Here is a 20,843-nt window from a genome sequence, read left to right as displayed (position 1 = left end):
ACTTTCAATTTTCAATTTTCATTTTTCAACTATTAAAGCATTGGCAGCAGTAAATTCAATTCTTCAGGTGGAAAACTTGACCAAGTCGTTCGGTGACTTGGTACTATTCGAAAATATTTCTTTGGGCTTGTCCGAGGGACAGCGTGTCGGGTTGATAGCCAAGAACGGCAGTGGCAAGACGACATTGCTCAATATCCTTTCCGGCAAGGAAGGGTATGACAATGGCACCATTTCCTTCCGTCGTGATTTGCGTGTGGGTTATCTGGAACAAGACCCGCAATATCCCGAAGAGCTGACCGTGCTCGAAGCGTGCTTCCATCATGGCAACAGTACTGTCGAGTTAATCAAGGAATATGAACGTTGCATGGAAACGGAGGGGCATCCCGGCTTGGACGAAATTCTGGTGCGTATGGACCATGAAAAAGCTTGGGAGTACGAGCAGAAGGCGAAACAGATTCTGTCTCAACTTAAAATACGTGATTTCAGTCAGCACGTAAAACATCTGTCCGGCGGGCAGTTGAAGCGTGTGGCACTTGCCAATACCCTTATCACTGAACCCGATTTGCTGATACTGGACGAGCCTACCAACCACCTCGACCTCGATATGACGGAGTGGCTGGAGGAATATCTCCGCCGGAACAACCTCAGCTTGCTGATGGTGACGCACGACCGTTATTTCCTCGACCGGGTATGCTCCGAAATCGTAGAGATAGACAACCGGCAGATTTATCAGTATAAAGGCAATTACAGTTATTATCTGGAGAAGCGCCAAGAGCGTATCGAGGCCAAGACTGTGGAGATAGAACGTGCCAATAACCTCTACCGCACAGAGCTGGAATGGATGCGCCGCATGCCGCAAGCCCGCGGGCACAAGGCACGCTATCGGGAGGATGCCTTTTACGAGTTGGAGAAGGTGGCTAAGCAGCGTTTCAACAACGACAATGTAAAGCTGGACGTTAAGGCTTCTTATATAGGCAGTAAGATATTCGAGGCAGACCATCTGTACAAATCCTTTGGTGACTTGAAGATTCTGGATGATTTCTCCTACATCTTCTCCCGTTACGAAAAGATGGGTATCGTAGGGAATAACGGTACGGGCAAGTCGACCTTCATCAAGATACTGATGGGGTTGGAGCAGGCAGACAGCGGTACGCTGGACATTGGCGAGACGGTCCGCTTCGGTTACTACTCGCAGGACGGCTTGCAGTTTGACGAGCAGATGAAAGTGATTGATGTAGTGCAGGACATTGCCGAAGTCATAGAACTGGGCAACGGCAAGAAGCTGACGGCATCGCAATTCCTGCAACATTTCCTGTTTACTCCCGAGACACAGCACAGCTATGTCTACAAGCTGAGTGGGGGAGAACGCCGCCGCCTCTATCTGTGTACGGTCCTGATGCGCAATCCCAACTTCCTGGTGCTGGATGAGCCGACCAATGACCTCGATATTGTGACGCTGAATGTGCTGGAAGAGTATTTGCAGAATTTCAAAGGATGCGTGATTGTGGTGAGCCACGACCGTTATTTCATGGACAAAGTGGTAGACCATCTGTTAGTGTTCAACGGACAAGGGGACATCCGCGACTTTCCCGGCAACTATACACAATATCGCGACTGGAAAGATGCGAAAGTCCATCAGGAAAAGGAGAAAGAGAAAGAAGCCGCCAAGGCTCAGGAGGACAAGACGGCGAAGGTGCGTCTGAACGAAAAGCGGCGCATGTCTTTTAAGGAAAAACGCGAGTTTGAACAATTGGAGCAGGAGATAGCCGACCTGGAAACCGAAAAGAATGCAATTGAAGAGGCTTTGTGCAGCGGTACTTTGTCTGTGGACGAACTGACGGAGAAGTCGAAACGTTTGCCGGAATTGTCGGACTTGATTGACGAAAAAACATTGCGCTGGCTGGAGCTGAGTGAGATAGAATCGAACTGAAGTTCGAAATTGAAAATTAAGAATTAAAAATTAGAACTGAGAAAGTGGGAAATCTGACGAATTATCATAGCCATAGCCTTTATTGTGACGGGCGTGCCGGCATGGAGGACTTTGTGCGTTTTGCATTGAGTGAAGGTTTTACATCTTATGGCTTTTCATCGCATGCTCCATTGCCTTTTTCTACGGCATGGACTATGGAGTGGGATATCATGGACGACTATCTATCTGAATTCCATCGTCTGAAGGAGAAGTATGCTGGACGTATCGAACTGTATATCGGTCTGGAGATTGATTATCTGAATGAAGCGAGTAATCCGTCCATCGCCCGTTTCAGGGAGTTGCCGTTGGACTACCGTATTGGTTCTGTACATCTTCTCTACAATGACAAAGGGGAAGTGGTGGATGTAGATGTACCTGCGGATACCTTTAAGACCATTGTAGACGGACATTTCTGCGGTGACTTGGAGCATGTGGTCCGTCTCTATTATGGTAGGTTGACGAGGATGCTTGAGCTGGGTGGTTTTGATATTGTGGGCCATGCCGATAAGATGCACTACAATGCAGCATGCTATCGCCCGGGATTGCTGGACGAGCCTTGGTATGATGAGCTGGTTAGGGCGTATTTCGCAGATATTGCCCGTCGCGGCTATCAGGTAGAGGTCAATACCAAAGCCTATCATGACTTGGGCACTTTCTATCCCAATGAGCGGTATTTCTCCTACCTGCATGATTTGGGTGTACGTGTGCAGGTGAACAGTGATTCACACTATCCGGAACGGATAAACAACGGACGTCCCGAAGCTTTGCGTGCCTTGAGGAAAGCTGGATATGAATCGGTGATGGAACTACACGGAGGAGAATGGAAAGAGATGCCTATCGTGTTTTGAGTGAATAGGATACAAAAACTCCTGACTTGCCTTTTTGTAAAGGTAGTCAGGAGTTTTTCTTTCTATTATGAACTATTCTGTTTTCAGTAAAAAGTCATCAATCGCCTTTTTGTAGGTAGCCTTATCGGCTGCTCCGCGGAAGAGCTGAGGCTCTCCATTCATAGGGATGAATACAAAAAGAGGGATGCTTGTTGCATTGAACAACGCTGCCAGTTCCTTTTCCTTATCCACATTGACTTTGTAGACAACGATTTTATCGGCATACTCTTTGGCCAGTTCCTTCATAATGGGAGCCACCATGCGGCAAGGTCCGCACCAGTCGGCATATAAGTCTATGATGGCAGGCTTGTTTCCCTTGTATTTCCAGTCCTGGGATTTCTCATAGTCGAACACATCCTTGATGAACATGGCTTTGTTCATGACGATAACTTCTCCGTTTGTTTGAGCATAGGCCAGCATGCAGGAAAACACGAGGGCAACCATTGCTATAATCTTCTTCATTTCTTCTTGTTAAGAGTTTTGTTCTATAACGGCTTTCAAATCCTTACCGCTGATGACACCCGAGTGGCGCCATACGGCTTCACCTTTCTTAAATACGATAAATGTCGGTACTGCTTGTATGCGGTAGCGGGCAGCAAGTTCTTCGTGCTGGTCTACATCTATTTTGGCGATACGGGCAGCATCTCCTATTTCGTTTTCGAGTTCCTCCAGTACCGGATGCATGGCCTTGCACGGGCCACACCAGGTTGCAAAGAAATCAACTAAAACGGGCTTTTCTGATTGTATCAATTCTTCAAACTTTTCCATAATTTTTTCCTTTCTGTTTTTATTTATTTGTAATGATAACAAAATAGGAGGAGGATTTGTTCGCTAAATCATTATTTAATCGTCATCTCTTCAATGAGATGCGAAGCTCCCGCGTATTTGTCGATGATGAACAAGGTGTAGCGGATGTCTACACATGCTGCTCGTTGGGAGGACGGACGGAAGGCAATGTCGCCAGTCAGACCTTCGTAATTGCGGTCAAAGCCGGTACCTATCAGTTCTCCTTTGGCATTGAACACTGGGCTGCCGGAGTTTCCACCGGTATTGTCTGTGTTGACAATGAAGCAGATGGGCATTTCGCCGTTCGGCATGGCATAACGTCCGAAATCCTTTGCCTGATACAGCTGTTTCAGTTTGGCGGGGACTACAAACTCCCAATTGTCGGGATCTTCCTTCTCCATAGCTCCTTTCAGAGTGGTGTAGTAATCATATTTCACACCGTCTGCCGGAGCGTAGGGGAGCACTTGACCGTAGGTCAGGCGCAAGGTGGAGTTGGCATCCGGATAGATGGGCTGACCATTGGCAAGTTTCATGTCCATCATGCCCTTTACCCATACCTTGTGGGCGGCATTGTAGTTTTTATTGGCATCCATCATGGCAATGGAGGTCTGAAGCAGGCCGTCCGTGATGGAATATTTCAGCAAGACCATCCAGTCTGTATTAATCTTGTAGAGGCTGGGCTTGCGGATGAACTTGGCAAAGTTCTCCTTGTTGCCGAAGATGGAATGTTCAAAGCAGGCGTCGATGAAAGCGTCGCTGTTGCCCTTGAAACGCTTGTCTATGATTTGGAAAATACCGATGCGTTGTTCGGCAGGGATATACTTCATGTAGATTTTCAGCATTTCCTTGCCAACAATACGTTCCACTTCGGGGAAGGGGACAGAGGCAAAGTAGCGGTCGGCTGCCTTCTGAAGGCTGTCTTTAGCTGCTGCAATCTGTTTCTTGTCCTTGTTCTTCAAGGCAGATACCAGTCCTGCGGTGCTGGGGATACGCATGAAATCGAGTCCCGTCACCAGTGCTTCTTGAATGGCTTGCTGGTGGTAGAGGGCTGGACGGCGTTGCTTTACGATGGCGCGTATCTGGTCGAATGCTTGCTGATAGCTATTGTCGTTCAGCGAGCGTCCGCGTGCCAGGAGTGCCTCTTGCTGTGCACGTTTAGTGTCCAATACTTTCAGACGGACGAGACCTTCGTTCATACCGATGGCATTTTTCCAGTAGTTGGCAGAAGATGCATACTTGCTGGCATAGTGGATGCGTACGGCATCGTCTTGCAACATTTGTTTCATCAGAGCTTTCTGGCGGACATCGCGCACGTGGTGGCGCATGAAGTTGGTGGTTTGCATACGCTCTTCCACCTCGTCGGAAATCATGTAGCGCCAGTTGCGTCCGGGGAATCCCATGACGAAGGTAAAGTCGCCCTCGCGATAGCCGTCAAGGCTGATGGTGAGATGTTTCTTCACTTTCAGGGGAACGTTGTCTTTGCTGTAAGCGGCGGGTTTCCCGTCTTTGTCGGCATAGATGCGGAACATGGAGAAATCTCCCGTGTGGCGGGGCCACATCCAGTTGTCGGTGTCTGCGCCGAACTTGCCGATGGAGGAGGGGGGAGCGCCTACCATGCGGATGTCGCTATAGGTGGTCTTTACGAACAGATAGTATCTGTTTCCACCGTAGAAGGCTTTCAGTTCCAGTTTGCGGCCAGGTGTCAGGGCGATGCCTTCGGACTTGGCGAAGCGGTCGGCTACTGTCTTCAGGTATTTGGGAGACAGATAATTGGTGCCGTTCGGGTCGTCGTCGGTTTTCAGTTGTTCGTTCACGTAGTCCGTCACGTCCAGTATCCGGTCGATGTAGGTGACGGTGAGTCCCTTGCAGGGAAGCTCCTCTTCGCGCGACATGGCCCAGAAACCGTCGGTCAGGTAGTCGTGCTCCACCGAGCTGTGCTGCTGTATGGCGCCATAGCCGCAGTGGTGGTTGGTCAGTACCAGCCCTTCGGCAGAGATGACTTCGCCGGTGCAACCGCCGCCGAAGTGCACTACGGCATCCTTCAGGGCAATGCCGTCGGGGTTGTATATTTGGTTGGCAGGGATGAGCAGGCCCAGTTCCGTCATGGCGACCTCGTTCTGCTTTTGCAGGTCGGTGAGCATCCACATACCCTCATCGGCGTGTGCCGATAAAACAGTGGATGTTAAAAATAATGATAGTATGATTCTTTTCATGCTAATGTGCGTTAGAAGGGTGTCTGAGAGGGGGGCTATTCAGTATACGACTGAATAGGGTTAAGTATACGACTGAATGGCATTCACTATACGACTGAATGCCATTCAGTATGGGAGGTAATCTCTCGGAGGCTTTAATTTATTCTATAATGTTCATTTCTTTTATCAGATGACCGCAGTTGCCCAGCTTGTCGAGGATGAAGAGCACGTAGCGTATATCCAGTGCGATGCAACGTTGCAGGTTGTTGTCGAAGTTGATGTCGCCGCTCAGTGACTCCCAGTTTCCGTCGAAGGCACATCCGATGAGCTGTCCTTCGCCATTGATGACGGGGCTGCCGGAGTTACCGCCGGTGATGTCGTTCGTGGTGAGGAAGCAAACCGGCATGGTGCCGTCTGCCATGGCGTAGCGTCCGAAGTCTTTCTTTTGAATCAGTTCTTTCAGCTTGGCGGGTACCACGAATTCACGGTCTTCGGGATTCTCTTTTTCAAGGATACCGTCGGTAGTGGTATAGTAGTCGTAGTGTACGGCATCGCGTGGGCTGTATGATTTTACATTACCATAGGTCAGACGCATGGTGAAGTTGGCATCCGGATAGGAGGGGACGGGCTGTTTCATTTCACCCAAGCCACGGATGTAGGCCTTGTGGAGCAGTTCCATTCCGCTTTCCAGTTCCATGTATTGCTTTCCGAGTTCCTGCAGCTTTTCGTTCTTGGAGCGCGAGTAAGCCGTAGCAGGGTCTTTCTCGATGGCTTTCACGGTGGGCTTTGCCAGGAATTTATCCAGGTTCTTGCGGTTGGAGAGGATGGAGTTGTCGTAAATGTTGTCTACGTATGCGTTGTAGTCGCCCTTGAACTCTCCGTTGATGGTTTGGTAGAAGGAGGGCAGCTCGTCGGCGTTCAGTGCCTTGGCAAGGGCGGGCAGGATGGCTTTGGCTACGGCGCGGTCCACTTCGTGGTCGTAGTCTTTATTGTGGATACCATCGTATGCATTTTCCAACTGCTTCTTCGAAGCTTGCAGCAATGAGTCGTTCTTCTCTTCGAGCGCTTTCTTTATGTTATCCATAATAAGGTAGGTACTGCCGAATTCGATAGCACCGCGCAATGCTTCGTTGGTATAGTAGAGCTGGCGCAGCGTGGGGGTGCTTTTCTCGATGATGGCATCAATTTTCTCTACCACACCCTCGTATTCGGGTTTTCCTTGGGCAAAGGCGGCATACTTTTTCTCGATTTCGGCTTTGGCGCCCAACACGTCATTGTCGATGATTGCCTTGTTCATACCAATGGAGTTCTTCCAGTAGTTACTGCTTCCGGCAAACTTGCTGGCATACTGGATGCGGGTCTTGTCACTGGCATCCATATACTTGCGCAGCACTTCGAGGCGTACGCCGCGCATATCAATCATTGCCTGATTCACGGCGTTCATGCGTTGCTTCACTTCGCTCTGGGTGAGGTAACGTTCTGTGCTGCCGGGGAAGCCCATAATCATGGCGTAGTCACCTTCGTTCAGACCTTTGATGGAGATGGGCAGGAACTTCGGCGTTTTCAGGGGTACATTGCTTTCACTGTATTCAGCCGGCTCTCCGTTGGCATCGGCATAGATACGGAACATGGAGAAGTCGCCCGTGTGGCGCGGCCACATCCAGTTGTCGGTCTCACCGCCAAACTTACCTACCGAGGAGGGAGGAGCGGCAACCATACGCACGTCGCTGTATACCTTATAATAGAACATATAGAATTTGTTTCCTGCATAGAAGGGGAGTGCGCGCACTTCAATGCCCGGTTTACCCTTCAAATCGCTCTTCTCCAGTTCTTCCTTTGCCAGTTTGCTGAGGAACGGGGAAGTCAGTGCATCGATTTCCGTCACTTCGCCTGCCTTTATTTTAGCGTTGACAAGGTCGGTGATGTCTACAATGCGGTGCACGAAACGGAATTTCAATCCCGGGGTGGGCAGTTCTTCACTGCGGTTCATGGCCCAGAAACCATCTGTCAGATAATCGTGTTCCACGCTGCTGTGCTGCTGTATGGCACCGTATCCGCAATGGTGATTGGTCAGAATCAGTCCTTCCGGAGAGATGATTTCGCCGGTACAGCCACCGCCAAAGATACCTACAGCATCTTTCAGTGACACGCCGTTGGGATTGTAAAGGTCGTCAGCCTCCAGCTTCAGTCCTTGCTTTTTCATCATGTCGATGGAGTTCTGCTGTTTCATCAGTTGCAACAACCACATTCCTTCGTCTGCACGCGCAGAGCAGACTGTCAGTGCGGCAATGGCCGCAAGCAAACCTTTCTTAAATGTAATCTTCATATAATCAATTATTAAGTAATGTCTTTGAATTTCATTGTCATCGCTTGTGGGCTTATGGCTTTATGGCATTGTTTCTTATTGCTTCCATAATGTTTGCAGGCGGACGCCGGTTCATCAGTTCGTTCTTCATAAAGTCCATGTATGGGGCTGCGTGACTGAAGAACTTATGATATCCTGCACAAAGGTAATTCAGTCCCGGCTCTCCGTCGGCTGTACGTGCAAAACGGTTCTTTGGACATTCGCCGTTGCAGGCAAACAGCCATTCGCACTCCCTGCATTGGGTGGGGAGAGATTGTTGCTTCATCAGTCCGAAGGCTTGTTGCCGTTCTCCGTACATCATCTCCACCAGTGTATTCTGATGGATGTTGCCCAGTTTATATTCGGGGAAAACAAAATGGTCGCACGCATATACGTCTCCGTTGAACTCCATGACGCCTGCATGGCCGCAAGTCTTTGCCATGGAACATACACCCGGTTGTTCGCCTATCCAGTTGGCAAGGGTAGAGTCGAATAACTGTATGTAGTAAGTACCCACGTCCTGCTTTACCCATTCGTCGAACAAGGCGCATAGGAAGTCTCCCCATTGTTCCGGCGTGACGGAAAAGTCTGCCAGCTGCGTGCTCTTTTCCTTGTCTGCCAGGGAGGCAAGATGGCGTCCGTCCCCATGAGGGGCAATGCGCTCCACGATGGGGGCAAACTGGATGTAATGGCATCCTATCTCCTTGAAGAAATTATAGAAGTCCAGCGGATAGTCGGCGTTGTAGTCATTGACCACTGCCATTCCGTTCCATTCCACACCGTGCTTTTTCAGCAGGTTGATGCCCTGCATCACCTTGACGAAAGAGGGCTTGCCCTGCTTGTTCTTCCGGTATTCGTCATGGAACTCTTGCGGTCCGTCTATGGAGACGCCCACCAACCAGTTGTTTTCTTTGAAAAACCGGCACCATTCATCGGTGAGCAACGTGCCGTTGGTCTGTATGCAGTTGTCGATGGTGCGTCCGTTGGCATATTTCCTTTGCAGCTCCATGGCCCGTTTGTAGAAAGACAGCGGACGCATCAGTGTCTCTCCGCCATGCCAGGTGAATAGAACCTGGGGCATGGTCTGCGAGTTGATGTACTCCTCGATAAACTTTTCCAGAAGTTCATCACTCATTACATGCTTGGGATTATCTCTATATAGTTTGGATTTCTCCAGATAATAGCAATAATCGCATGCCAGATTGCATACCGCACCTACCGGTTTCAGCATTACATAGAGCGGTTTGGCAAAAGGTGCATAGGTTGACATGTATATTTTCTCTATTTTTATAATTTATAATTGTGCAAAAATACGTAAACCGAATGAAAAATCCTTTCTTTCTATCCGGTTTATAAGGAATATTAATACCTTTGCTGGGTGTAATTCAAAAATCGTTTCTTGCATGATTAGAATGAGTGTGAACCGCATTTTACCCTTTTTGCTCCTGCTTGTGCTCTTTACTTCTTGCAACCGCAAGTATAAGATAGAGGGCAGTTCCTCGGTAACCAGCCTTGACGGAAAGATGTTGTTCCTCAAGACGCTTCGGGACGGGCAATGGGTGAACGTCGACTCGGCAGAGGTTATCCATGGGCATTTCAAGATGAAAGGCCGGGCCGATTCCGTGATGATGGTGACTCTTTATATGGACCACGAGGGCATTATGCCTTTGGTGCTGGAAGACGGCAAAATCGTGGTTTCCATCTCCAATACTCAGTTGATTGCCAAAGGGACTCCTTTGAATGACAAACTGTACGAGTTCATAGACAAGCGCAATTCCCTGGAAGTGAAGATAGAGGAGCTGGAACGGAAAGAGGCGCGTATGGTGCTGGACGGTGCCAATCTGGATGACGTGCATGGGCAGTTGGCAAAGGAAGGCGAAGCACTTGTGAAGGAGATGAACGACTACGTCCGGCAGTTCATTGTAGATAACTTTGAGAATGTGCTGGGCCCCAGTGTATTCATGATGATGTGCAGCACACTGCCCTATCCGGTGATGACTCCGCAGATTGAGGACATCATGAGGACTGCTCCCTTGTCTTTTAAAGAGAATACTTTGGTGAAGGATTTCCTTACAAAGGCGAAGGAGAACATGCAGCTGATTGAAGAGCAGAAACGCATGAAGCAAAATGCTTCTGTAGGAGGACAGAAATAAACAGGAATGAGTTGATAATGACAAACGGGAATGCCTGAATATCTTGATAGGATATTCAGGCATTCCCGTTTGTCATTATGTCTTTATCTGTCCTGGTCTTCGTTCTTCACCATCCCTTTATACTTTTCCGGCAATGCACTCTCCACCGCCGCATAAGCCTCGTTCATGCTTGCCTTGATGTTTTCTGCCCCTTTCCCTTTGGGAGGAATAGGTTCATGGATGGTCAGTATCATCCGGTGGCGGTGTATCCACTTTCCGGTGCGTGGAAGAATCTCGAACGAGCCGTCTATAGTGACGGGCACCACTTCCAGTTGCAGTTCATCTGCCAACTGGAAAGCACCTCTCTTGAAGTACCCCATGTGTCCCGTGAAGGTACGTGCCCCTTCGGGAAATACTACCAGTGACACGCCGTCTTTCAAAGATGATTCTGCCTGCCGCATGGTGGCAAGCACCTTCTTGGGGCTGGAACGGTCGACGAAGATATGTCCTGCGCTCTCGCATGCCTTGCCGACAAACGGGATTTTGCGCAGGCTCTTCTTCATCATCCATTTGAAGTTCCGTCCCAGGAATCCGTATATCAAGAATATGTCGAAGGCACCTTGGTGATTGGGCACAAACACGTAGGAAGTACGTTTGTGTATTTTCTCCCTTCCATGTACCTCCACCGGAATAAGCAGTATATAGCAGATGAGCTGTGACCAGATTTTACCGGGATAGTAACCCCAGATATGCGCTCCTCCTATCAGCGAACCGATGATGGTGACCAATGCTGTAAGGATAGTCAGTACCAATAAAATGGGTAACGCAAAGCAAACCTGATAAATAATATAAAGTATCTTCATAGGTGTCGGATTTTTTATTGCTACAAAGATATACCTTTTTCTTATTTCGTCACTCTTTCTCTCTTACTAATTTTAGTACTGTAATTTCCGGCCATGCCCCGAACCGGAACGGCAGTCCTACATAGCCGATGCCAATATTTACGTACAAAGCCCTCTTGCCTTCGTAGTACATTCCTCTCCATTCCGGATAGATAAGTTCGGCAAGGGAATGTCCGAACAAGATGCCTTGCATGGCGTGGGTGTGTCCTGCAAGCATCAGTGAAATACCCGATTGGGGCAGTACCTCGCGCCTCCAGTGGGTAGGGTTATGGCTGAGCAATATTTGGAACATTCCCTCCGTGCCCTGCATGGCTTGCGGCAAGTCTGCAAATTGGGAGAAAGGAGGCTCCCCGTCGTTTTCCACACCGATGAGGGCTATGCTGTCACCTTTGTGATGAAGGATGTCATGCTCATTGTTCAGCAGTTTCCATCCCATTGCTTTCTGCTGCCGGATTAAATAGTCCAGATTGGCGATTTCTGCTTTCGGGCTTTGCCAGTGATAGTATGAGCCATAGTCATGGTTGCCGAGGATGGAGTATACTCCGTCCGGTGCATATAGTTGGGAGAGTATTTCTTGGAAACCATCCAGTTCGTGGCTCTGCTGGTTCACGAGGTCACCGGTGAAGACAATCAGGTCCGGCTTCTGTCCGTTGACTAAATCGACCAACTGTTTGATGGGGTCCGGATTGCCTTGCCAACTGCCGATGTGTATGTCCGATATTTGCACGATGCGGTAGCCGTCGAAACCTTCCGGAATATTGGCAGAACGGTATTCCACTTCTTTTGTATCGAAACGGGTGATGCCTGCCAGGGTACCGTAAAGGATATTGAAGAAGCTGACGACAGCCAAAACCAGTCCTATAGCGGTGAACGGGCTGCGGGGACAACGACGGATGATGAAGTGTGCCAGTATTCCCACCAGCGAGCAAAGCATGAATATGGTTTTTGGAAAGACAAACAGCATGATGGTAATTGCCAGTCTGCCTATGGCCTGCGTATGGTTTGACATCGCATTGTCGCCCGTAAGGAATATGAAGTAAACATAGCCTGCCGCTAATAGCAAGGTGGGAAGCCAATAAAGGCAGTGAAGGACTGCCTTTCTGGTTTTTCTTACTACATAAACCAAGTAAATGTAAAGGTCGGGGATGAGAAGGAAAAGGATGAAAACAAGAGTTACTCGGTGCATATATCTTTCAATTCTTCAATGTTCTTTTTAATATTGTCCAGATGTTTGTAAATCACTTTTTTGTAGAGAATATAGATAATTAGCGCGTCAAATACTACGAAAAGGGTAATCAGTAGGGCTTGTACGCTGGCTGGTGCCAGATGATATTCCATCACCCAATAGTTGAGGATATTGAAAAGGATAATCCAAATGGAGATGCCCATCACTTCATATCTGGTCCATTGGCGGAAGGTGGTCATACGGCGACTGACTTCGGCAACCCCCATTTCATCAATACGCGTGTCCTTGTTCCAGCGGTATGTTTTCCAGTCCCACCACATGCCTATGAGGATGCTTATAGCGATGAATCCCAGTAAAGCGACAATCTTGCCTTGCAGCTGCTCATTGAAGCCGAAGGTGGGCAGCAACAGCCATATAAGCAGAAGGGCTGCCAGACCTACCGCTCCCATTCCGATAGAGAAACGCTGTATGACTACGAGTCGTCCCAGACTTTTGCGGGTATTGGCCTTGTAGCCGGCAATCAGTTCGGTAATCTGCTGTTCGTCAGCAATCGGTTCTTTCTGCAACTGTTCATTCAGTGCGTTCCATGATTTCTTCAGTTCATCCAGTTCCATATATTTATTCCTCCTTATTCATTTTTTTCAATTTGTCCTTGATGCGGCTGAGTTTGGTGGCAACGTTTGTCAAGGTCAGCCCGGTGATTTCGGCAATTTCTTCGTAGCTTTTCTCTTCCAGATAGAGCAGTATGATGGACTTTTCCAATTGTCCCAGTCGGTTTATCATCCGGTAGAGCTGCCGTAGCATGGCTTGTGTCTCGTCGGTTTCTTCAGTCCGGTCGGCTTCCTGGGTGAGGGTGACGATTTCGGGGATGTTCTTTTCTTTGCGGATAAAGCTGATGCACGTGTTCAGTGCGATGCGGTAAATCCATGTGGAAATCTTACACTCCCGCCGGAACTTGGGAAATGCTTTCCATAAGTTGAGCACCACTTCCTGATACAGGTCGTTGAGGGTAGCATTGGGCGTGGTGTACAGATAGCACACCTTATATATCACGCGCTCATACTCCCGTACCACGGATACAAACTCTTGTTCTGCATTTTCCATCTTTTAGCTTCTTTCGAATTGCTTTTGCACTGTTAGTCGCATTGTGTGGCGATAAATCACAGTTCAAAAAGGATTATTTTAATGTGTTAATGTGCCTATATGCTAATGTGCCAATGACCTGCGGCATGGTAGCACAATATACATATAGCGCAGCCAATTGGCACATTAGCATATAGGCACATTAGCACATTATTCATATTGTAGTGGCTAAAAACTTCCGCATATCCCCTATTGGCATTCCCCGGCGGCGGGCGTAGTCGTCCAGCTGGTCTTCTCCAATCTTGCCCACTGAAAAGTATCGGGATGCGGGATGTGCCAGCATCATGCCGCAGACGGAGGAGTGAGGGTGCATGGCTCCATGTTCAGTCAGCGTGATGCCTATCTGCTTCATGCCGAGCAGTTCGTCCAGCAGGAAATTCACGGATTGGTCGGGTAGGGAGGGGTATCCCACAGCGGGGCGGATGCCTTGGTATTTCTCGACCAGCAGATCCGGAATGGACAAGGATTCGTCGGGGACATACCCCCAAGCCTCCTTGCGGACATATTCGTGCATCTTTTCTGTGGCGGCTTCGGCAAGGCGGTCGTTCAGAGTCTGTACAAGGAGATGTTTGTAAGGGTCGCTTTTATAAGTCTCTTCGGCCTCTTCACTGATGGTGGAGGCGAAAAGTCCTACGATGTCGGGCGTGCCTGAAGAGAGGGGACGTATAAAATCGCTCAGACAGAGAAATGGACCGCCATCGGGTTGGGGTGTCTGCTGGCGGAGCAGTGGGAAGGTTGTTCCTTCTATCAAGAGGTTATCTCCGTCTGCATTTGCCTGGCAAAGCCTGAAGATGCAATGGATGGAGATTGTTTCGTCCAGTCGGCCGAGCATTCTATTGGCTTCCTTGAAGAGCTGCATGGCTTCGGAAGCTTTGGTACGTTCCTCCTCGGGAAAGGTTGTCAGCCAAAGTGCACGGCAGGAATCGCAGCCATGGATGTTGGCAATAGCCGCAAAGCGAGGCTGGAAGCCCCAGGCATGGAAGAAATAAATCCAGTTGATGTAAGGGGTTACTTCATGAATCCGATACGAAAGCAATTCATGCCCCGGTGCCAGTATTGTCCTTTTCATCCCATTTAATCCTTAATCCCTAATCCTTAATTCCTAGCCTTCACTCCCCAAATCTCAGTTCCTCGCCACGATAAGCATCGTCCACCATGCCGTCGCTATAAACGGGATGTCCGTTGGCAAAAGTCCTTTCCACTTTCCAGTTGAAGGTATGTCCTTCCAATGGGCTCCAGCCGCATTTGCTCAAAACTTTGTCGGCTGTCACTTCCCACGGGGCATCGGGGCGTACCAGCACAAGGTCTGCCCGGTAACCTTCACGGATATAGCCGCGCTCGTTGATGCGGTAAATTTGTGCGGGAGCATGGCACATTTTTTCAACGATGGTCTCGAGTGTGAATATTCCCTCATCTACCAGTTGCAGCATGCTGACAAGCGAAAACTGTATCATCGGCATGCCGGACATGGCCTTCAAGGCACCCCCTTCTTTCTCGGCGAGCAGATGGGGGGCATGGTCGGTGGCTATTACGTCTATCAGGCCGGAGTTGACGGCGGCACGCAGGGCGTCGCGGTCGGCTTGCTTCTTAATGGCGGGATTGCACTTGATACGTGCACCCAGCGTGCGATAGTCACTGAGCGTGAAGAGGAGATGGGCAACGCATGCTTCGGCGGTGATATGCTTCTCGGAAAGTGAATAGTCATTGAATAGTTGCAGTTCCTTAGCTGTGGACACATGCAGGATATGCAACCGTGCTCCGGCAATTCTTGCCAGCCGTACTGCCAGTTCAGAGGATGCATAGCATGCTGCCGAAGAGCGGATGTAGGGATGCTTGCCTATGGGAATATCATTCTCTCCGGCAAACATTTCCTTATACTTGGCAATATTGTTCTTGATGGTTTCCTGGTCTTCGCAGTGGGCGGCAATCAGCATGTCTGTACCATTGAAGATGTTCAGCAGGCTGTTCATCTTGTCTACCAGCATGTTTCCGGTACTGGAGCCCATGAATAGCTTGATACCGCAGACGCGGTGCTTGTCCAGCTTGCCGAATTCGCTGTAATTGTCGTTTGTTGCGCCGAAGTAGCAGGAATGGTTTACGATACACTTCTCGTTCAGCAAATCAAGTTTGGCGTTCAAGGCATCCAGCGTAGTGGTCACCGGATTTGTATTGGGCATATCCATGATGGAGGTCACACCACCTGCGGCAGCCGCACGGCTTTCGGTGAGGATGTCCGCTTTGTGGGTCAGCCCGGGATCGCGAAAATGTACATGGTCGTCGATGATGCCAGGCAACAGATAGCATCCGGTGGCATCTATGGTCTCGTCACAAGGGGCGGAGAGAGGTTTCCAGTTGGTCAGTACCTCTGCAATGCGCCCGTCTTCTATCACTACGGAACCTTTCACGGATTGTCCTTCGTTGACAATCGTAGCGTTATGTATCAATGTTCTTTTCATATCTTCCTAATATTTATAGTAAACCCCTATCACTCTATCACCCATTACTTCATCTCCTTATCTACGGTAGGATATTTATGGAACCAACTGTTCCATTTCAACCGAATCACTCCGAATACGGCTTCACCAAAAATACTGCTGTTCATTTTGGAGGTGCCCAGTTCGCGATTGATGAAGATGACAGGCACTTCCTTTACCTTGAAGCCGCATTTGTAGGCGGTGAATTTCATTTCTATCTGGAAGGCGTATCCTTTGAAGCGGATGCCGTCCAGATTGATAGTCTCCAATACCCGGCGGCGGTAACATACGAATCCGGCTGTAGTATCGTGGATGGGCAGCCCGGTGATGAAGCGTACATATTTGGAGGCAAAATAAGACATCAGTACACGTCCCATGGGCCAGTTCACTACGTTCACACCACTCACATAACGTGAACCGATGGCTACATCGGCACCCTCTTCGGAGCAAGCGCGGTAGAGACGGGGCAGGTCTTGGGGATTGTGGCTGAAGTCGGCATCCATTTCGAAGATATACTCATAACCTCGTTGCAATGCCCACTTAAAGCCGGCTATATAGGCTGTTCCCAATCCCAGCTTTCCTTTGCGCTCCACCATGAAGAGGCGTTCGGGAAACTCCTGCTGCAAGGTCTTTACAATGGCAGCTGTTCCGTCGGGCGAACCGTCTTCAATGACAAGGATGTGAAAACCATGTTTCAGAGCAAAAACGGCACGGATGATATTTTCTATATTCTCCCGTTCATTGTAGGTGGGGATGATGACAATGCTGTCTGATGTTTGCATACTTATAGGTAATGGGGGTTATAACTGGGAACAAATGTAATACATTTCTTTTTTATCTGGCAGCATTTTCACACAAATCTTGATTTTGCAAAGTTCTGGCGCCACGACTCTTTCATTTATGTAGCTCCTTCTAACTCCTGACTATAAGGAATGCAGGTTAAATCAAAGAACCATATGCTTGACTTTGAACTTTAGCCTCAATCTTTAGCTATTCCCGTTTCAATCATTAACAGAAAACATTCAAACTATTAAAGAAAAACTTTCGAAGTATAAAGGATAAAGTGGGTAGATATAGGGAGAAAAAGTGCTCTTCAGTCTTGGTCTGTCTATCCCAAGCCTTGGGATAGACAGACCAACCCCTGGGATACATGTCCGCAGGCTGGGGATAAACTTTGTGTAACATAACTCCTGAATAGGGATTGTGCAGGCTGTGTTATTCATAATTGGAGGAAAAGAAGTTTCATTGCCTTCCCCGATAAATAGGGCGATACAGAAAAAAGGTGAAGGATGTGCAGGCTGACAGCAGAAAGATTATTTCAGAGAACATAGTTGCCGACAGGTCAAAGCTAAAGATTATTTGTGTATTTTTGCACCGAATTTATTTCGGTAGGATACCTTATGAGAGGCAATACCGGGGGAAAAAGCGCAAAGCAATGAATATAACTGAACTGCAACAATCTTATGCTTCCCATCCCAATGTAGAGGGGGTGTGCAGGCTTCTGAAAGATAACTCTGTCCGTCACCTATATTGCGGAGGTTTATATGCCTCTGCCGCTTCTTTGTTTTCGTCTGTATTGGTTCAGCGGGCTACTTGTCCGCTCGTTTTCATTCTGGGCGATATGGAGGAAGCCGGTTATTTCTATCATGATTTGACGCAGATATTGGGGACAGAGCAGGTATTGTTTTTTCCTTCTTCGTTCCGCCGCGCCATCAAGTACGGGCAGAAGGATGCGGCAAACGAAATACTCCGTACAGAAGTGCTGAGTCGCCTGCAAAAAGGAGAAGAGGGGCTTTGCGTGGTGACCTATCCGGATGCGCTGGCCGAAAAGGTGGTCTCTCGTAAGGAACTGGGAGAGAATACACTGAAACTGCATGCAGGCGAGAGGGTGGATATGAACTTCGTGACGGACGTATTGCGCAGCTACGGTTTCGAATATGTGGACTACGTCTACGAGCCGGGGCAGTATGCCGTTCGTGGCAGTATTATCGACGTCTTTTCCTTCTCTTCCGAATATCCCTTCCGTATAGACTTTTTCGGCGATGAGGTGGAAAGCGTCCGTACCTTCGAGGTGGAAACACAGCTCTCGAAGGAGAAGAAAGAAAGCATCGTGATAGTTCCCGACTTGAGCCATAGCCTGGAAAAAAAGGGAAGCGGCGGCATGGTGTCGTTCCTCGATTTCCTTCCGTCGGACAGCTTGCTTGCCATGCGCGACTTTCTCTGGCTACGCGAACGCATCCAGACCGTGCACGACGAATCGCTCACCCCACAGGCCATCGCCGCCCGTGAGTCGGAGGAGAATGGAGCCATCACGCTGGAAGGCAAGCTGATTGATGGTGGCGAGTTCACCCTGCGCGCCCTCGATTTCCGCCGGATGGAGTTCGGCAACAAGCCCACCGGAACGCCGGATGCTACCGTCTCGTTCCATACTACGGTACAGCCTATCTTCCATAAAAACTTCGACATGGTGGCGGAGAGTTTCCGCGAATACCTCTCCCGTCACTACACCATCTACATATGCAGCGACAGCCTGAAACAGACCGACCGCATCCGTGCCATCTTTGAGGACCGTGGAGACAACATATCCTTTACCGCCGTGGAACGGACACTGCACGAAGGCTTTGCCGACGACACTTTGCGTATCTGCGTCTTTACCGACCATCAGCTGTTCGACCGCTTTCACAAGTATAACTTGAAGAGCGACAAGGCACGCAGCGGCAAGGTGGCCTTGAGCCTGAAGGAGCTGAACCAATTCACCCCCGGCGACTATGTGGTGCATACCGACCACGGTGTGGGGCGTTTTGCCGGACTGGTACGTATCCCCAACGGTGACACCACGCAGGAGGTGATGAAGATTGTCTATCAGAACGAAGATGTGGTGTTTGTCTCCATCCACTCTCTGCACAAGGTTTCCAAGTACAAGGGAAAGGAGGGTGAAGCGCCCCGCCTCAACAAGCTCGGCACCGGAGCCTGGGAGAAGCTGAAAGACCGCACCAAGACGAAGATAAAGGATATTGCCCGCGACTTGATAAAACTCTACTCGCAACGCCGCGAGGAGAAGGGGTTCCAATACAGTCCCGACAGCTTCCTGCAACGGGAGTTGGAAGCCTCCTTCATCTATGAGGATACCCCCGACCAAAGCAAGGCTACTTCCGACGTGAAGGCCGACATGGAGAGTGCCCGTCCGATGGACCGCCTGGTGTGCGGTGACGTGGGCTTCGGCAAGACGGAGGTGGCTGTTCGTGCCGCTTTCAAGGCTGTGGCGGACAATAAGCAGGTGGCTGTACTGGTGCCCACTACCGTACTTGCCTATCAGCATTTCCAGACCTTCAAGGAGCGCTTGAAAGGCTTGCCTTGCCGGGTGGAGTATCTGAGTCGTGCCCGCACCGCTGCTCAGGCAAAGGCTGTAGTGAAAGGGCTTGCCGAAGGGGAAGTGAATATTCTTATCGGTACCCACCGTATCCTGGGAAAAGACGTTAAGTTCAAAGACCTTGGTTTGTTGATTATTGATGAGGAGCAGAAGTTCGGCGTCTCCGTCAAGGAGAAACTCCGCCAATTGAAGGTGAATGTGGATACGCTGACCATGACGGCTACACCCATTCCCCGTACCTTGCAGTTTTCGCTGATGGGTGCGCGCGACTTGAGCGTCATCCAGACACCGCCGCCTAACCGCTATCCCATCCAGACGGAAGTGCACACCTTCAACGAGGAAATCATTGCCGACGCCGTCAATTTTGAGATGAGCCGTAACGGGCAGGTATTCTTCGTGAATAACCGTATTTCCAATCTGTTTGAGTTGAAGGCCATGATAGAGCGGCACATTCCCGACTGCCGTGTCTGTATCGGACACGGACAGATGGAGCCTGCCGAACTGGAGAAGATAATCTTTGATTTCGTCAATTACGATTACGACGTGCTGCTTGCCACTACCATCATCGAAAGTGGCATCGACATACCCAATGCCAATACCATTATCATCAACCAGGCGCAGAACTTCGGCCTCAGTGACTTGCACCAGATGCGCGGACGTGTGGGGCGGAGCAATAAAAAAGCTTTCTGTTACCTGCTGGCACCGCCTTTGTCCTCCCTTACTCCCGAAGCAAAACGACGCCTGCAAGCCATCGAGAACTTCTCCGACCTGGGCAGTGGCATCCACATTGCCATGCAGGACCTTGACATCCGTGGCGCAGGCAATATGCTCGGTGCCGAACAGAGTGGTTTCATTGCCGACCTAGGCTACGAGACGTATCAAAAGATTCTCTCCGAAGCTGTGCACGAACTGAAGACCGACGAGTTTGCCGACCTTTATGCCGAAGAACTGAAAGCAGACGGAGGCGTCATCAGTGGCGAGCAGTTTGTGGACGAATGCCAGGTGGAAAGCGACCTCGAACTTCTGTTGCCTGCCGATTACGTGACTGGCAGCAGCGAGCGTATGTTGCTCTATCGCGAGTTGGACGGATTGACACTCGACAAGGATGTGGATGCTTTCCGTTCCCGCCTCGAAGACCGCTTCGGCCCGATTCCTCCCGAAACGGAAGAACTGCTGCACATCGTTCCCTTGCGACGCCTGGCTGCCCGCCTCGGCGTGGAGAAAGTCTTTCTGAAAGGTGGGCGCATGTCCCTGTTCTTCGTCTCCAATCCGGACAGCCCGTACTATCAGAGCCAGGCTTTCGGTAAGGTCATTGCCTACATGATGAAGTACACCCGGCGTTGTGACCTGCGCGAACAGAACAACAAACGGAGTATGTTGGTGAAGGATGTCAAGACGGTAGAAGAAGCTGTCTGTGTGTTGCAGGAGGTAGTGGCAATGCAGGTGGAAGAGTAAACT

General features: G+C 49.6%; 16 protein-coding genes. 4 read left to right on the top strand and 12 right to left on the bottom strand.

The window, feature by feature from the left end:
* The first annotated feature begins 40 nt into the window (after window positions 1–40).
* Window positions 41–1,930 carry an ABC-F family ATP-binding cassette domain-containing protein gene (locus tag DWZ03_RS18165; RefSeq protein WP_005826716.1) on the top strand — a complete coding sequence of 630 codons (1,890 nt, stop codon included), beginning with the start codon at window positions 41–43 and terminating at the stop codon, window positions 1,928–1,930.
* A 44-nt stretch (window positions 1,931–1,974) separates the two neighbouring features.
* Window positions 1,975–2,817: a histidinol-phosphatase gene (locus DWZ03_RS18160; protein ID WP_120130499.1), complete on the top strand. Its 843-nt coding sequence runs from the start codon at window positions 1,975–1,977 to the stop codon at window positions 2,815–2,817.
* Window positions 2,818–2,889: 72 nt separating this feature from the next.
* On the opposite strand, the gene DWZ03_RS18155 is transcribed toward DWZ03_RS18160, so the two are convergent.
* The 5 genes from DWZ03_RS18155 to DWZ03_RS18135 form a co-directional block, all read right to left on the bottom strand.
* Window positions 2,890–3,318 (bottom strand): thioredoxin family protein, encoded by a 429-nt coding sequence (locus tag DWZ03_RS18155; protein ID WP_005826712.1) that lies wholly within the window; start codon window positions 3,316–3,318, stop codon window positions 2,890–2,892.
* A 9-nt stretch (window positions 3,319–3,327) separates the two neighbouring features.
* Entirely contained in the window at window positions 3,328–3,624 is a 297-nt protein-coding gene (gene trxA, locus DWZ03_RS18150; protein ID WP_120130498.1) for a thioredoxin, read from the bottom strand.
* Window positions 3,625–3,695: 71 nt separating this feature from the next.
* Window positions 3,696–5,855, bottom strand: coding sequence for a S46 family peptidase (locus DWZ03_RS18145; protein ID WP_120130497.1), 2,160 nt, complete (start codon window positions 5,853–5,855; stop codon window positions 3,696–3,698).
* A 139-nt stretch (window positions 5,856–5,994) separates the two neighbouring features.
* A complete protein-coding gene (locus DWZ03_RS18140; protein ID WP_120130496.1) occupies window positions 5,995–8,160 on the bottom strand; it encodes a S46 family peptidase in 2,166 nt (721 codons plus the stop codon).
* A 52-nt stretch (window positions 8,161–8,212) separates the two neighbouring features.
* Complete coding sequence (locus tag DWZ03_RS18135) at window positions 8,213–9,448, bottom strand: anaerobic sulfatase-maturation protein (protein ID WP_120130495.1); 1,236 nt, start codon at window positions 9,446–9,448, stop codon at window positions 8,213–8,215.
* Window positions 9,449–9,581: 133 nt separating this feature from the next.
* Here DWZ03_RS18135 and DWZ03_RS18130 point away from each other — a divergent pair, with 133 nt between their 5' ends.
* The gene (locus DWZ03_RS18130; RefSeq protein WP_008663699.1) at window positions 9,582–10,331 is read left to right on the top strand and encodes a DUF4369 domain-containing protein; all 750 of its coding nucleotides are present in this window, start codon (window positions 9,582–9,584) and stop codon (window positions 10,329–10,331) included.
* Between the two features lie 83 nt (window positions 10,332–10,414).
* On the opposite strand, the gene DWZ03_RS18125 is transcribed toward DWZ03_RS18130, so the two are convergent.
* The 7 genes from DWZ03_RS18125 to DWZ03_RS18095 all read right to left on the bottom strand — a co-directional run bounded on the left by DWZ03_RS18125 (window position 10,415) and on the right by DWZ03_RS18095 (window position 16,797).
* The gene (locus DWZ03_RS18125; protein WP_005826706.1) at window positions 10,415–11,173 is read right to left on the bottom strand and encodes a lysophospholipid acyltransferase family protein; all 759 of its coding nucleotides are present in this window, start codon (window positions 11,171–11,173) and stop codon (window positions 10,415–10,417) included.
* Window positions 11,174–11,222: 49 nt separating this feature from the next.
* Window positions 11,223–12,398 (bottom strand): metallophosphoesterase, encoded by a 1,176-nt coding sequence (locus tag DWZ03_RS18120; protein WP_120130494.1) that lies wholly within the window; start codon window positions 12,396–12,398, stop codon window positions 11,223–11,225.
* On the bottom strand, window positions 12,386–13,012 hold the full coding sequence (locus DWZ03_RS18115) for a hypothetical protein (protein ID WP_005826703.1): 627 nt from the start codon (window positions 13,010–13,012) through the stop codon (window positions 12,386–12,388). The genes DWZ03_RS18120 and DWZ03_RS18115 overlap by 13 nt, the downstream gene beginning before the upstream one ends.
* A 4-nt stretch (window positions 13,013–13,016) precedes the next feature.
* The gene (locus DWZ03_RS18110; RefSeq protein ID WP_005826701.1) at window positions 13,017–13,502 is read right to left on the bottom strand and encodes an RNA polymerase sigma factor; all 486 of its coding nucleotides are present in this window, start codon (window positions 13,500–13,502) and stop codon (window positions 13,017–13,019) included.
* 193 nt (window positions 13,503–13,695) lie between these two features.
* Window positions 13,696–14,610 carry a vitamin B12 dependent-methionine synthase activation domain-containing protein gene (locus DWZ03_RS18105; protein WP_120130493.1) on the bottom strand — a complete coding sequence of 305 codons (915 nt, stop codon included), beginning with the start codon at window positions 14,608–14,610 and terminating at the stop codon, window positions 13,696–13,698.
* Window positions 14,611–14,650: 40 nt separating this feature from the next.
* Window positions 14,651–15,997: a dihydroorotase gene (locus DWZ03_RS18100; protein WP_057088097.1), complete on the bottom strand. Its 1,347-nt coding sequence runs from the start codon at window positions 15,995–15,997 to the stop codon at window positions 14,651–14,653.
* Between the two features lie 44 nt (window positions 15,998–16,041).
* Complete coding sequence (locus DWZ03_RS18095; RefSeq protein WP_005826694.1) at window positions 16,042–16,797, bottom strand: polyprenol monophosphomannose synthase; 756 nt, start codon at window positions 16,795–16,797, stop codon at window positions 16,042–16,044.
* A 653-nt stretch (window positions 16,798–17,450) separates the two neighbouring features.
* Between DWZ03_RS18095 and mfd the strand changes: the two genes are divergently transcribed.
* Entirely contained in the window at window positions 17,451–20,840 is a 3,390-nt protein-coding gene (gene mfd / locus DWZ03_RS18090) for a transcription-repair coupling factor (protein ID WP_120130492.1), read from the top strand.
* The last annotated feature ends 3 nt before the right edge of the window (window positions 20,841–20,843 follow it).

The sequence above is a fragment of the Bacteroides sp. AF29-11 genome (assembly GCF_003602895.1).
In the GTDB taxonomy this organism is placed as follows: domain Bacteria; phylum Bacteroidota; class Bacteroidia; order Bacteroidales; family Bacteroidaceae; genus Bacteroides; species Bacteroides uniformis.
The sequence above is the reverse complement of the archived record's forward strand: the minus strand, read 5'-3'. Positions and strand labels throughout refer to the sequence as shown.

Excerpts from the sequence above, each read along its gene's own strand:
- DWZ03_RS18155 (WP_005826712.1), bottom strand. The coding sequence starts at position 3,318 with ATGAAGAAGATTATAGCAATGGTTGCCCTCGTGTTTTCCTGCATGCTG.
- trxA (WP_120130498.1), bottom strand. The coding sequence starts at position 3,624 with ATGGAAAAGTTTGAAGAATTGATACAATCAGAAAAGCCCGTTTTAGTT.
- DWZ03_RS18145 (WP_120130497.1), bottom strand. The coding sequence starts at position 5,855 with ATGAAAAGAATCATACTATCATTATTTTTAACATCCACTGTTTTATCG.
- DWZ03_RS18140 (WP_120130496.1), bottom strand. The coding sequence starts at position 8,160 with ATGAAGATTACATTTAAGAAAGGTTTGCTTGCGGCCATTGCCGCACTG.
- DWZ03_RS18135 (WP_120130495.1), bottom strand. The coding sequence starts at position 9,448 with ATGTCAACCTATGCACCTTTTGCCAAACCGCTCTATGTAATGCTGAAA.
- DWZ03_RS18130 (WP_008663699.1), top strand. The coding sequence starts at position 9,582 with ATGATTAGAATGAGTGTGAACCGCATTTTACCCTTTTTGCTCCTGCTT.
- DWZ03_RS18125 (WP_005826706.1), bottom strand. The coding sequence starts at position 11,173 with ATGAAGATACTTTATATTATTTATCAGGTTTGCTTTGCGTTACCCATT.
- DWZ03_RS18120 (WP_120130494.1), bottom strand. The coding sequence starts at position 12,398 with ATGCACCGAGTAACTCTTGTTTTCATCCTTTTCCTTCTCATCCCCGAC.
- DWZ03_RS18115 (WP_005826703.1), bottom strand. The coding sequence starts at position 13,012 with ATGGAACTGGATGAACTGAAGAAATCATGGAACGCACTGAATGAACAG.
- DWZ03_RS18110 (WP_005826701.1), bottom strand. The coding sequence starts at position 13,502 with ATGGAAAATGCAGAACAAGAGTTTGTATCCGTGGTACGGGAGTATGAG.
- DWZ03_RS18105 (WP_120130493.1), bottom strand. The coding sequence starts at position 14,610 with ATGAAAAGGACAATACTGGCACCGGGGCATGAATTGCTTTCGTATCGG.
- DWZ03_RS18100 (WP_057088097.1), bottom strand. The coding sequence starts at position 15,997 with ATGAAAAGAACATTGATACATAACGCTACGATTGTCAACGAAGGACAA.
- DWZ03_RS18095 (WP_005826694.1), bottom strand. The coding sequence starts at position 16,797 with ATGCAAACATCAGACAGCATTGTCATCATCCCCACCTACAATGAACGG.
- mfd (WP_120130492.1), top strand. The coding sequence starts at position 17,451 with ATGAATATAACTGAACTGCAACAATCTTATGCTTCCCATCCCAATGTA.